Origin of the sequence: Polaromonas sp. (assembly GCF_041689105.1) — a bacterium.
In the GTDB taxonomy this organism is placed as follows: domain Bacteria; phylum Pseudomonadota; class Gammaproteobacteria; order Burkholderiales; family Burkholderiaceae_C; genus Polaromonas.
The window spans coordinates 24,216-35,623 of record NZ_JBDNGU010000001.1; the positions used below are offsets into that span (position 1 = coordinate 24,216).

The window sequence follows — 11,408 nt, forward strand, 5'->3', positions numbered from 1 at the left end:
CCACAATGCCCCATCAAGCCATCGCGATTTGTTTCAGGGTGCTTGCACTTTCCGCCGCCCTTTTTTGTCCTCACTGGAGACTTCATGTCTGGCTACTCTGACCCGGGCTTCGACACGCTGGCCCTGCATGCCGGCGCAGCGCCTGACCCAAGCACCGGTGCACGCGCCGTGCCCATCCACCTGACCACCTCGTTTGTCTTCGAGTCCAGCGACCACGCCGCCTCTTTGTTCAACCTCGAGCGTGCCGGTCACGTCTATTCACGCATCAGCAACCCGACCAATGCGGTGCTGGAGCAGCGGGTCTCGGCGCTTGAAGGCGGCATAGGCGCGATCACCACCGCCAGCGGCCAGGCAGCGCTGCACCTGAGCATTGCCACGCTGATGGGTGCAGGCTCGCATATTGTGGCGTCCACCGCGTTGTATGGCGGCAGCCAGAACCTGCTCCACTACACCATGCGGCGCTTCGGCATTGAAACGACGTTTATCAAACCCGGCGACATCGACGGCTGGCGCGCCGCCGTGCGGCCCAACACCAAACTGTTTTTCGGCGAAACCGTCGGCAACCCCGGCCTGGACGTGCTGGACATGCCCACCGTGTCAAGCATCGCGCACGAGGCCGGCGTGCCGCTGCTGGTGGACTCGACCCTGACCTCGCCCTGGCTGATCAAGCCTTTCGAGCACGGTGCCGACCTGGTCTACCACTCGGCCACCAAGTTTTTGAGCGGCCACGGCACGGTCATCGGCGGCATCGTGGTCGATGGCGGCAGCTTCGACTGGGAAGGCCCCAAGTCAGCCGGAAAATTTACCGAACTGACCGAGGCCTACGACGGTTTCCACAACATGGTGTTTACCGAAGAAAGCACGGTGGGCGCGTTTTTGCTGCGTGCCCGCCGCGAAGGCCTGCGCGACTTCGGCGCCTGCATGAGCCCGCATACCGCCTGGCTGATCCTGCAGGGCATCGAGACCCTGCCACTGCGCATGGCGCGCCACATGTCCAATACCGAAAAAGTGGTGGCTTTTCTTGCCAGCCACCCGCTGGTCTCGCGCGTTGGTCACCCCATGCTCGAATCGCACCCGAGCCATGAACTCGCGAAAAAACTGCTGCCGCGCGGCGCCGGTTCGGTGTTCAGTTTCGACATCAAGGGTAATCGCGAACAAGGCAAGGCCTTCATCGAAACGCTCAAGGTGTTCAGCCACCTGGCCAACGTCGGTGATTGCCGCAGCCTGGTGATTCACCCAGCCAGCACCACGCACTTCCGCATGAGCGACGAGGCGCTGGCGGCCGGTGGTATCACCCAGGGGACCATCCGCCTGAGCATCGGACTGGAAGACCCCGACGATTTGATCGACGATCTGAAGCGGGCGTTGAAGGCCGCCGAGAAAGCCGGGGCCTGAGCATGTACCTCACCGTCAATGGCCACAACACCTATTGCTACACCGGTGGCAAGCCTTTCGACGCCGCCAAACCTTCGGTGGTGTTTATCCACGGCGTGCTCAACGACCACAGCGTGTGGATTCTGCAAAGCCGCTACCTCGCCCACCACGGCTGGAACGTGCTGGCGGTGGACCTGCCGGGCCACTGCCGCAGCGCCGGCGAGGCGCCATCCAGCGTCGAGGAGGCGGCTGGCTTTGTGGCGGGCTTGCTCGATGCGGCAGGCCTGAAGCGGGCCGCGCTGATCGGCCACAGCTGGGGCGCGCTGATCGCACTGGAAACTGCCGCCCAGCTGAAAGACCGCATCAGCCACCTGGTGCTGGTCGGTACCGCCTACCCGATGAAGGTCTCGCAGGCGCTGCTGGACGCGTCGCTGAACGAGCCGATGAAGGCCTTGAAGATGATCAACGTGTTTTCGCGCAGCACCCTCGCCCCGCCACCCTCGGTACTGGGCCCCGGCACCTGGGTGTACGGCGCCAGCATGGCGCTGGGACGCCGTGTGCTGGCCAGCAATACCAGGGTCAACGTCTTTCACCGCGGCTTCATGGCTTGTGACAGCTATGCCAACGGTGAAGCGGCCATTGCGCAGATCACTGCGCCGGTGCTGTTTGTGCTCGGTACGCAAGACCAGATGACGCAAGCCAGGGCGGCACAGCCGCTGATCGACAAGGCAAAAGCCAGCGGCAAAACCGTGCTGCTGGTCAAGGTGCCCGTCGGCCATCACCAGATGACCGAGGCGCCTGAAGAGACGCTGGTTGCGATGCGGGATTTCCTCAAAACTCGCTGATCTGGGTAAAGACCGAGGCGACAGCCGAACAAACCGAACCCGGCCTTGACCCGGCGCGGCACTCATCTATTTCAAACCATTTCGTTTAAATTTAGACTGAATGGTAATCTCCTGTCTTCATCCACGACTTCACAAACTAATTCCATGACACATTCACGCCGCACCTTTGTCATTCAAGCTGTCAGCGCCACTGGCGCGCTGGCTGTCACGGGCCTCGCGCTGGCCCAGACGACCGCCGCACCGCCCATGGTCAAAGACACCGACGCCAACGCTGTTGCGCTGGGTTACAAGACAGACGGCAGCAAGACCGACTCCAAAAAATACCCCAAGTACGCCGCAAGCCAGAACTGCGCCAACTGCGCGCTCTACCAGGGCAAAGCCACCGACGCAGCCGCTGCCTGCCCGCTGTTTGCCGGCAAACAGGTGGCAGCCAAAGCCTGGTGCAGCGCCTGGGCGAAAAAAGCCGCTTGATGCCTGTTCGCGAACGGTCGGACCAGCCCCTCGGCTTGGCCAACGTATCGCGAGTCATTGAGATGGCCTGGGAGGACCGCACCCCCTTCGAGGCGATAGAACTGCAGTTCGGACTCAGCGAGTCTGCGGTCATCGCCTTGATGCGCCGCGAGTTGCAACGCAGCTCTTTCCGGATGTGGCGTATCCGGGTCAGGGCACGGGCCACCAAACACGCGGCACTGAGCCCGGCCACTACCCGGCACAGGGCCAGCCACACACGCCAGGCCTGAAGGCTGCCGCACTGCGGCTGCTCTGCATGCCAAAATCACTGCATGCTTGATGCCTACGCTTTTGCGATCACTCCACCCGTTACGCCCGAACGTGCGGCGCAAATCGCCACCAACTTTGACCTGCGCGCCCTGCCGCCCGACTTCTACGCCAACCCCTACCCCGTCTATGCCTTGCTGCGCGAAACCGAGCCGGTCAAGCGCATGCCCGACGGCTCCTACTTTCTGACGCGTTACGCCGACATCGTGGCCGTGTACCGGGATGCGCAGACCTTCAGCTCCGACAAGAAGGTGGAGTTCACGCCGAAGTACGGCGCGGGCGCCCCACTGCTGGCGCACCACACCACCAGCCTGGTCTTCAACGACCCGCCGCTGCACACCCGCGTGCGCAAGCTCATCATGGGCGCGCTGACCCGGCGTGCAATTGCCGACATGGAGCCCGGGCTGATCGCCCTGGTCGATGGCCTGCTCGATGCCATCGAAGCCCAAGGTGGCGGCGATTTGATCGAAGACTTTGCCTCGGCGATCCCGGTGGAGATCATCGGCAACCTGCTGGGCGTGCCGCACGCCGACCGCGCGCCGCTGCGCGACTGGTCGCTGGCCATCCTGGGCGCACTGGAGCCCAAACTCACGCCCGAGCAGGAGGCAGTGGGCAACCGCAGCGCCAGCGAGTTCACGGCCTACCTCAAGACCCTGGTGGCGGAACGCCGGCAACATCCGGGCGATCCGGAGCATGACGTGCTGACAAGGCTGATCCAGGGTGAGGATGCTGGCGAGAGACTCAGCGAAGCGGAACTGCTGCAAAACTGTGTGTTCATCCTCAACGCCGGGCATGAGACCACCACCAACCTGATCGGCAATGCGCTGGTAACGCTGCATGAGTGGCCAGCAGCGAAGGCTGAATTGCTATTAAAAGTGAAGCGCCTTACGCATGACCAGAAAGGGCCGGAGGCCGATTTGACTCTTGAAATTGATGAGTTTCTGCGTTTTGAGTCGTCCAACCAGCTCGGCAACCGCCGCGCGCTCAAGGCCTGCAGCGTCGGCGGCGTGGACTTGCCAGAAGGTGCGCTGCTGACCTTGTGTGTAGGCGCGGCGAATCGCGACCCGGCGCAGTTTGATCACCCCGAGCAGCTCGATTTGCAGCGCGAGGTCAACCGCCACCTGGCGTTTGGCTTCGGCATTCACCAGTGCGCCGGGCTGAGCCTGGCGCGGCTGGAAGGCCGCATCGCGGTTGGGCGTTTTTTGCAGCGCTTTCCCGGCTACCGGCTGACCGGGGCTCCGCTGCGCGGCGGTCGGGCGCGCTTTCGCGGTTTCTTGAAAGCCCCGTTTTCCACAGCGTGATCTGGCTATCATGGCAAAACAACCCACCGGAGACACCCGATGACTACAAACACCTCCAGCGGCCCCGCACCCAGGGACGCCAAAGCCTTCAGAAGCTTCGCCGAGTTTTACCCCTTCTACCTGAGCGAACACAGCAACCGCAGCTGCCGCCGTTTGCACTTTGTCGGTACCACGCTGGTGCTGCTTTGTCTGGCGGCGCTGATCGCCACGGGCAACCCCTGGTGGTTGCTGGCCGGGCTGCTGTGCGGCTACGGTTTTGCCTGGGTCGGGCATTTCGGCTTCGAGAAGAACAAACCTGCTTCTTTCAAGCGCCCGCTCTACAGCTTCATGGGCGACTGGGTCATGTACAAGGACATCTGGACCGGCAAGGTCAAGATCTGATGGCGAACGACACCATCCCCATGCAGCTCGACGCCCGGGCTATCGACATCCTGTCGGGCATCACCACCGCCACGCTGACCACGCTGCTGCTGAAAAAGGGCCTGCGCAACGTCTGGCTGCGCGGCGCTCGGCCGTTGCGCGCCGGACAGCCGCGGCTGGTGGGACGTGCTTTCACCCTGCGGTTTGTACCCGCGCGCGAAGACCTCGCCACGCCGGCGTCCTGGGCCTCGCCGATCTCGACCCGCGCCGCGATTGAAGACATGCCGGCAGGCTGCATCGCCGTGGTGGACGCCATGGGTGTGGCGGACGCCGGCATCTTCGGCGACATCCTCTGCGCACGCATGCAAAAGCGCGGCGTCGCCGCATTGGTCACCGACGGCGTGGTGCGGGACCAGGCCGGCGTGCTGGCCACCGGCCTGCCGGTCTGGTGCAATGGCACCGCCGCGCCGCCCTCGGTGGCCGGTCTGACCTTTGTCGCCTGGCAGCAGCCGATTGCCTGCGGCGGCGTGGCGGTGTTTCCTGGCGATGTGGTGGTGGTCGATGACGACGGCGCGGTGCTGATCCCGGCTGCGCTGCTGGAAGAGATGCTGATACTGGCACCCGAGCAGGAACGGCTGGAGACCTGGATCATGGCCGAGGTGGACAAGGGTGCCGCCCTGCCGGGCCTGTACCCGCCGAATGCCGAGAACAAGGCGCGTTATGAAGCGTCTAAAAAAGCCCGCGAGTAAGGCTGCGCCTGCTTCACGATTATTGTCATTTTCATAACAGGTCGCGCAGCTGCAGCATGGGGAAACGGCCGTTTTCCCATAAGTTTTCCATCGACGGATCGCGGCTCAGCAGCAGTTGCGCCATCAGTGGCTCCAGCGCGGTAGCGTCTGGATCGGCCAGCATCAGGTAACGCGCTTCCTTCTCGTCGTCCGGGTCGGTCAGCTGGCCAATCCAGTCCAGCGACATCAGCGTTTCCAGCACAGGTTCGAGCTGAAGCACATCCACCTGCAGGGCTTTCGCGAGTTCAGAGGCTTCCATCCCGATGCGCGTGGTGCTGCGCGCATGGTGCAGTTGCTGTAGCAGCTCCACCGCCAGCTGGAACTGCCAGCCGTGGCTGTTGCCGCGACGCGCCACGCCCGCCAGAAGGCTGGGCAGGTAGGCGGCAATCACCGCACCCAGCAACACAATCACCCAGGCCACATAAATCCAGACCAGCAGGATCGGCAAGGTCGCAAAAGCGCCGTAGACCAGCGAATAGGTCGGCACGCTGCTCAGGTACAAGGTCAGTGCTTTTTTTGCAAGTTCGATGCCGGCCGCCACAAACAGGCCGCCCGCCCAGGCATGGGCCCAGCGCACAAAGGTGTTGGGCACGTAACGGTAAAGCGCCGCTATACCGCCAGCCAGCAGGAAAAACTGCAGGATGTCCAGAAACACGCGCAGCCCGCCCGGCACGGCGCTGACCGCCCCGCGCGAGCCCGAGACCACATAAGAGGTGACGGCCAGGCTGGCGCCCAGCACCAGCGGGCCCAGCGTGATGGCCGCCCAGTAAATCAGCACACGTTGGGCCAGCGGCCGCGGCTTTTTGACGCGCCAGATGCCATTGAGCGTGCGGTCTATGGTCAGGATCAGCGCAATGGCCGTGCCCAGCAGTACCGTCAGGCCGACCACCCCCAGCTTGTTGGCCTGGCGCGCGAACTGCGTGAGGTAGCCCAGCACCTGGCGCGAGATGTTGTCGGGGATCAGGCTGTTGACCAGCCAGACCTGCAGCGCGCCCTGTAGCTTGGAGAACATCGGAAAAGCCGTGAAGATGGCCAGCGCCACGGTGAAAAACGGCACCAGCGCAATGGTGGTGGTAAAGGTCAGGCTGCTGGCCGTCAGGCCCATGTGGTCTTCGCGAAAGCGCTGGCGCAAGGTCAAGGCGGTGTCGCGCCAGGGAAAACGCGACAGGTCGGTCCAGAACTCCTGGAAAGACCGCTGCAGGGACTGCGGGAATTTCATCCCCGGTATCATGCCATCGACCCGCGCAATTGCTGACCCCCTCCTCCATGAACAAAACAACACAAATAGACGCCACCCGCTGGCTGGCCCTGGGCAGCCTGGGCGGCCTGATCGTCCTGGGCCTGGCCTGGGAAATGTGGCTGGCGCCGCTGCGACCGGGCGGCTCGCTGCTGGCCCTGAAGGTGTTACCGCTGTGTTTCCCGTTGGCCGGCCTGCTGAAAAACCGCATGTACACCTACCGCTGGCTCAGCCTGATGGTGTGGCTGTATTTCACCGAAGGCGCGGTGCGCGCCTGGAGCGACAAACCCCCAGGCAACTACCTGGCGATGATCGAGGTGGCACTGTGCCTGCTGCTGTTTACCGCCTGCGCGATGCATGTGCGCGTGCGCCTGAAAAACGCCAAGGCAACCCAGGCGGCCGCCTGAGAAAATACCGGGACCCATGGAAAAACTTCTGAATGACTTGCGCGCCATCGTTGGCGCCCCGCATGTCCTGGCCGACGGCGACCTGAGCGCCTTTGAGCTGGACTGGCGCAAGCGCTCACGCGGCAAGGCGCTGGCAGTGGTCCGGCCTGGCAACACAGCGGAGGTCGCGGCCGCTGTGAAGGCCTGCGCGGCCGCCGGCATCAGCCTGGTGCCGCAAGGTGGCAACACCGGCCTGGTGGGCGGCTCCATCCCTGACGACACGGGCCGTCAGGTGGTCATGAGCCTGCAGCGCATGAACGCAGTGCGCGCGTTAGACAAAGCCAACCTCACCGTGACGGTCGAGGCCGGCTGCATTTTGCAGACCCTGCAGGAAGCTGCGGAAAAAGCCGGCTTCCTGTTTCCCCTGAGCCTGGCCGCCGAAGGCAGTTGCACCCTGGGCGGTAACCTCGGCAGCAATGCCGGCGGAACGCAGGTGGTGCGTTACGGCAATGCGCGCGATTTGTGCCTGGGCCTGGAAGTGGTCACCGCGCAGGGCGAGGTCTGGGAAGGCCTCTCCGGCCTGCGCAAGGACAATACCGGTTACGACCTGCGCGACCTGTTCATCGGCAGTGAGGGTACGCTGGGTATCATCACCGCCGCCACCATGAAGCTCTACCCCATGCCGGCGGCGCAACTGACCGCCTGGGCGGCCGTGCCGTCGATGGAAGATGCCGTCACCCTGCTCGGGCTGGCACACCGGCACCTGGGTGCTGGCCTGACCGGGTTTGAAGTGATGGGTCAATTTGCGCTGAGCCTGGTGGCCAAACATTTTCCCCAGCAACGCATACCGTTCACCGATAACGTATCGGCGCAGGGCCGCCCCAAGCCGGATACAGCCCCCTCGGGGGGCAGCGAACCACACGAAGTGGGGAGCGTGGGGGCTTATTTTGTTTTGCTTGAAAACTCCGACCACGAGTCAGAGAGTCACGCCCGGGAACAATTTGAACGCCTGCTGGAAACCGCCATGGAAGAAGGTTGCGTGACCGATGCGGTGGTGGCGGAAAACCTGCAGCAGGCGCATCAGCTCTGGCATATCCGCGAGAGCATTCCGCTGGCGCAGGCCGAAGAAGGCCTGAACATCAAGCACGACATCTCGGTCGCGGTCTCGCGCATTCCAGAGTTTGTGCGGGTCACCGACGAGTTGCTGGCCCAGGCTATTCCCGGCATGCGCCTCGTCAACTTCGGCCACTTGGGCGACGGCAACCTGCACTACAACGTACAGGCGCCCGCCGATGGCGACCCCGCTGCCTTCCTGCGCGAGCAGGAAGAACGCGTCAACACGCTGGTGTATGACTCGGTGCAGGCTTTCGGCGGCTCGATCTCGGCCGAACACGGGGTCGGCAGCCTCAAAGTCGGCAAGCTCGAAAAGCACAAATCACCAGTCGCACTCGGCATGATGCGCGCCATCAAGCAGGCGCTGGACCCGGACAACCGCATGAATCCGGGGCGGGTGCTGCGTCGATAACGCACCATTGATACGCATACAAGATGCGCATACAATTAGCACAAACTCCTGGAGTCAGCCATGCATGGTTTTAGCGGTGCTCCCAAAAAAGCAACCAACCTGTCCTTGAACGCCAAAGTGCTGGAAGCGGCGCGCGCACTCGGAATGAATGTATCGCAGACCGTTGACACGCTGCTGGCCGAAGAGGTCAAGCGGGTCTATTGGGAAAAATGGAACGAACGAAATAAGGGTGCGATTGACGCATACAACGAGCGTATCCGCGAGCATGGCATATGGGGCGCGAAATACCGCACCTTTGCCCGCAGCCTCGGAGACGACCGCGCTAGCGGCAAAGTCAAGAAAGCTGCATAAAGCATGGCGCGCTTCGACGTTTATTCCAACCCCGATAAATCCGAACACCAGCACACGCCGTTTGTGCTTGACGTGCAGAACGACCATTTGAGCGGCGTTGAAACACGCATTGTTATTCCGTTGCGCGATGCGCAGGCGCATGGCAGTCGGCTTGAGCGCGTGCACCCGGCTTTTTCGATCAAGGGCCGTGATGTCGTGCTGGATACCCCCACCATGGCCACCTTTCCACGAGCCTGGCTGCACACACCCGTGGCCAGTCTGGCCCCCCAGCGAGCCACCGTTCAGGACGCGCTGGACACACTTTTTGGAAGCTACTGATTCATGCCTGGTCCCATCCGCTCCCAGTACGAAGACTTCATGCGCCATGTGGACAGCCAAGGCGTGTTCAAGGCCGACCGCACCGGCACCGGCACCAAAAGCGTGTTTGGCTACCAGATGCGCTTCGACCTCAGCGAGGGCTTTCCGCTGGTGACCACCAAAAAAGTCCACCTCAAATCCATCGTGCACGAACTGCTGTGGTTTCTGCAGGGCTCCAGCGACAACAACTGGCTGAAAGAACGCGGCGTGACCATCTGGGACGAATGGGCGCGCGAGAACGGTGACCTCGGCCCGGTCTACGGCGTGCAATGGCGCAGCTGGCCCACGCCAGACGGCGGTCACATCGACCAGATTTCCGACGTCATCAAGACGCTCAAGACCAACCCGGACTCACGCCGCATCATCGTCAGCGCCTGGAACGTCGCCGACCTGTCCAAGATGGCGCTGATGCCCTGCCACGCGTTTTTCCAGTTTTATGTGGCCCCTGCCACCGAGCCCGGCGGCAAAGGCAAGCTCAGCTGCCAGCTCTACCAGCGCAGTGCCGATATTTTCCTGGGCGTGCCTTTCAACATCGCCAGCTACGCCCTGCTGACCCACATGGTGGCGCAGCAATGCGACCTGGACGTCGGCGACTTCATCTGGACTGGCGGCGACTGCCATATCTACAGCAACCATGCCGAGCAGGTGGGCCTGCAACTGGCCCGTGCGCCCTTCCCCTACCCGACGCTGAACATCAAGCGTAAGCCGGCTTCGATTTTTGATTACGAATTTGATGATTTCGAGTTTCTGGATTACCAGCACCATGCGGGGATCAAAGCGCCGGTCGCGGTCTGACTGCCTGAGTCTCTGACGTGACCCGCATCAACCTCATCTACGCCCGCGCCAGCAACGGCGTGATCGGCCGTGACGGCGTCATGCCCTGGCATTTGCCGGAAGACCTGGCGCATTTCAAGCAACTGACCCATGGCCATCCCGTCATCATGGGTCGCAAGACCTGGGACTCGCTGCCGCCGAAGTTCCGCCCTCTGCCGGGACGCGCCAACATCGTGATCACGCGGCAGAAGGACTGGCAGGCAGACGGTGCACAACGCGCCGATAGCTTGATGCAAGCATTGCAACTGGCTGCGCCGTCGCCCGACATCTGGGTAATAGGTGGCGGCCAGATCTATGCGCAGGCAAAGTCATTGGCTAAACGCGTTGAAGTTACCGAAATTGCGCAAGATTACGAAGGTGATGCCTTCGCGCCGATGCTTGGATCAGCTTTGCGAGAAGTCTCGAGGAAAACTCACGTCTCGTCCAACGGTATGCCTTTTAGTTTTGTTACTTACAACAGGCAGCACATGGACACTCCTCAGGTCAAGAAGTGGATTTCACGATTGCGGAACTCGCGGGGAAGTTAGGTCTGCGGAAAGAATCGTGGCTGCAGCGACGTCATCGCCATCTTCTTATCTGGCCGTCCAATGTCTATCAACTGAGAAAATCATGAAAATCGCCACCTGGAATGTCAACTCGCTGGCCGTGCGCCTGCCGCAAGTGCTGGACTGGCTGGCCGCGAATCCGGTCGATGCGCTGTGCCTGCAGGAGCTCAAACTCAGCGACGACAAGTTTCCGCTGGAGGCGCTGGCTGCGGCCGGCTACCAGAGCGCAGTGTTCGGGCAGAAGACCTACAACGGCGTGGCCATCCTGAGCCGCGCACCGGCGCGCAACATCGTCAAAAACATCGTCGGCTTCAGCGACGAGCAGTCGCGCGTGATCGCCGTGACGCTGGATACACCGCAGGGCGAGCTGCGCCTGGTCAACGCTTACTTCGTCAACGGCCAGGCGCCCGGCACCGACAAGTTTGCCTACAAGATGAAGTGGCTGGACGGCCTGCGCAACTGGCTGCGGGACGAGTTGGCGGCGCAGCCGAAGCTGGTGCTGGTCGGCGACTTCAACATCACCTTCGACGACCGCGACACCTACGACGCCGAGGGCCTGCGCGAGACCATCCACCACACCACCGAGGAGCGCGAGCACCTGAAGGCGCTGCTGGGGCTGGGCCTGCACGATGCCTTCCGGCTGTTCGAGCAGCCGGAAAAAAGCTACTCCTGGTGGGACTACCGCGAGATGGCCTTTCGCCGCAACCGCGGCCTGCGCATCGACTACA

15 protein-coding genes are annotated in these 11,408 nt (G+C 62.6%); 14 read left to right on the plus strand and 1 reads right to left on the minus strand.

All coding sequences use genetic code 11. The features are described 5' to 3' along the window. The first annotated feature begins 84 nt into the window (after positions 1–84). The 7 genes from ACESMT_RS00140 (at position 85) to ACESMT_RS00170 (ending at position 5,406) form a co-directional block, all read left to right on the plus strand. Positions 85–1,395: an O-acetylhomoserine aminocarboxypropyltransferase gene (locus ACESMT_RS00140; protein WP_372824063.1), complete on the plus strand. Its 1,311-nt coding sequence runs from the start codon at positions 85–87 to the stop codon at positions 1,393–1,395. A gap of 2 nt (positions 1,396–1,397) precedes the next feature. Continuing rightward, a complete protein-coding gene (locus ACESMT_RS00145) occupies positions 1,398–2,219 on the plus strand; it encodes an alpha/beta fold hydrolase (protein ID WP_372824065.1) in 822 nt (273 codons plus the stop codon). 144 nt (positions 2,220–2,363) lie between these two features. Further along, positions 2,364–2,690, plus strand: a complete 327-nt coding sequence (locus tag ACESMT_RS00150) for a high-potential iron-sulfur protein (protein ID WP_372824067.1) — start codon at positions 2,364–2,366, stop codon at positions 2,688–2,690. Further along, positions 2,690–2,959: a TIGR03643 family protein gene (locus ACESMT_RS00155; protein ID WP_372824069.1), complete on the plus strand. Its 270-nt coding sequence runs from the start codon at positions 2,690–2,692 to the stop codon at positions 2,957–2,959. The genes ACESMT_RS00150 and ACESMT_RS00155 overlap by 1 nt, the downstream gene beginning before the upstream one ends. A gap of 42 nt (positions 2,960–3,001) precedes the next feature. Next, positions 3,002–4,297: a cytochrome P450 gene (locus tag ACESMT_RS00160; RefSeq protein WP_372824071.1), complete on the plus strand. Its 1,296-nt coding sequence runs from the start codon at positions 3,002–3,004 to the stop codon at positions 4,295–4,297. 39 nt (positions 4,298–4,336) lie between these two features. Further along, positions 4,337–4,678, plus strand: coding sequence for an Mpo1-like protein (locus ACESMT_RS00165; RefSeq protein ID WP_372824073.1), 342 nt, complete (start codon positions 4,337–4,339; stop codon positions 4,676–4,678). Then, complete coding sequence (locus ACESMT_RS00170) at positions 4,678–5,406, plus strand: ribonuclease activity regulator RraA (RefSeq protein ID WP_372824075.1); 729 nt, start codon at positions 4,678–4,680, stop codon at positions 5,404–5,406. Before ACESMT_RS00165 ends, ACESMT_RS00170 begins: the two co-directional genes overlap by 1 nt. A 31-nt stretch (positions 5,407–5,437) precedes the next feature. On the opposite strand, the gene ACESMT_RS00175 is transcribed toward ACESMT_RS00170, so the two are convergent. Continuing rightward, positions 5,438–6,664, minus strand: a complete 1,227-nt coding sequence (locus ACESMT_RS00175; RefSeq protein WP_372824077.1) for a YihY family inner membrane protein — start codon at positions 6,662–6,664, stop codon at positions 5,438–5,440. A 47-nt stretch (positions 6,665–6,711) separates the two neighbouring features. Between ACESMT_RS00175 and ACESMT_RS00180 the strand changes: the two genes are divergently transcribed. The 7 genes from ACESMT_RS00180 to xth form a co-directional block, all read left to right on the plus strand. Further along, complete coding sequence (locus tag ACESMT_RS00180) at positions 6,712–7,089, plus strand: DUF2069 domain-containing protein (RefSeq protein WP_372824078.1); 378 nt, start codon at positions 6,712–6,714, stop codon at positions 7,087–7,089. A gap of 16 nt (positions 7,090–7,105) precedes the next feature. Continuing rightward, positions 7,106–8,593, plus strand: coding sequence for an FAD-binding oxidoreductase (locus ACESMT_RS00185; RefSeq protein WP_372824079.1), 1,488 nt, complete (start codon positions 7,106–7,108; stop codon positions 8,591–8,593). Positions 8,594–8,653: 60 nt separating this feature from the next. Further along, positions 8,654–8,944, plus strand: coding sequence for a type II toxin-antitoxin system CcdA family antitoxin (locus ACESMT_RS00190; RefSeq protein WP_372824081.1), 291 nt, complete (start codon positions 8,654–8,656; stop codon positions 8,942–8,944). Positions 8,945–8,947: 3 nt separating this feature from the next. Next, positions 8,948–9,262, plus strand: coding sequence for a CcdB family protein (locus ACESMT_RS00195; RefSeq protein WP_372824082.1), 315 nt, complete (start codon positions 8,948–8,950; stop codon positions 9,260–9,262). 3 nt (positions 9,263–9,265) lie between these two features. Then, positions 9,266–10,096: a thymidylate synthase gene (locus ACESMT_RS00200; RefSeq protein ID WP_372824084.1), complete on the plus strand. Its 831-nt coding sequence runs from the start codon at positions 9,266–9,268 to the stop codon at positions 10,094–10,096. 17 nt (positions 10,097–10,113) lie between these two features. Beyond that, complete coding sequence (locus tag ACESMT_RS00205; RefSeq protein WP_372824086.1) at positions 10,114–10,662, plus strand: dihydrofolate reductase; 549 nt, start codon at positions 10,114–10,116, stop codon at positions 10,660–10,662. A gap of 82 nt (positions 10,663–10,744) precedes the next feature. Then, positions 10,745–11,408: exodeoxyribonuclease III (gene xth / locus ACESMT_RS00210; protein WP_372824088.1), on the plus strand; the 664-nt coding region annotated here is incomplete at its 3' end.

Coding starts and splice junctions, on each gene's coding strand:
- ACESMT_RS00140 (WP_372824063.1), top strand. CDS start 85: ATGTCTGGCTACTCTGACCCGGGCTTCGACACGCTGGCCCTGCATGCC.
- ACESMT_RS00145 (WP_372824065.1), top strand. CDS start 1,398: ATGTACCTCACCGTCAATGGCCACAACACCTATTGCTACACCGGTGGC.
- ACESMT_RS00150 (WP_372824067.1), top strand. CDS start 2,364: ATGACACATTCACGCCGCACCTTTGTCATTCAAGCTGTCAGCGCCACT.
- ACESMT_RS00155 (WP_372824069.1), top strand. CDS start 2,690: ATGCCTGTTCGCGAACGGTCGGACCAGCCCCTCGGCTTGGCCAACGTA.
- ACESMT_RS00160 (WP_372824071.1), top strand. CDS start 3,002: ATGCTTGATGCCTACGCTTTTGCGATCACTCCACCCGTTACGCCCGAA.
- ACESMT_RS00165 (WP_372824073.1), top strand. CDS start 4,337: ATGACTACAAACACCTCCAGCGGCCCCGCACCCAGGGACGCCAAAGCC.
- ACESMT_RS00170 (WP_372824075.1), top strand. CDS start 4,678: ATGGCGAACGACACCATCCCCATGCAGCTCGACGCCCGGGCTATCGAC.
- ACESMT_RS00175 (WP_372824077.1), bottom strand. CDS start 6,664: ATGAAATTCCCGCAGTCCCTGCAGCGGTCTTTCCAGGAGTTCTGGACC.
- ACESMT_RS00180 (WP_372824078.1), top strand. CDS start 6,712: ATGAACAAAACAACACAAATAGACGCCACCCGCTGGCTGGCCCTGGGC.
- ACESMT_RS00185 (WP_372824079.1), top strand. CDS start 7,106: ATGGAAAAACTTCTGAATGACTTGCGCGCCATCGTTGGCGCCCCGCAT.
- ACESMT_RS00190 (WP_372824081.1), top strand. CDS start 8,654: ATGCATGGTTTTAGCGGTGCTCCCAAAAAAGCAACCAACCTGTCCTTG.
- ACESMT_RS00195 (WP_372824082.1), top strand. CDS start 8,948: ATGGCGCGCTTCGACGTTTATTCCAACCCCGATAAATCCGAACACCAG.
- ACESMT_RS00200 (WP_372824084.1), top strand. CDS start 9,266: ATGCCTGGTCCCATCCGCTCCCAGTACGAAGACTTCATGCGCCATGTG.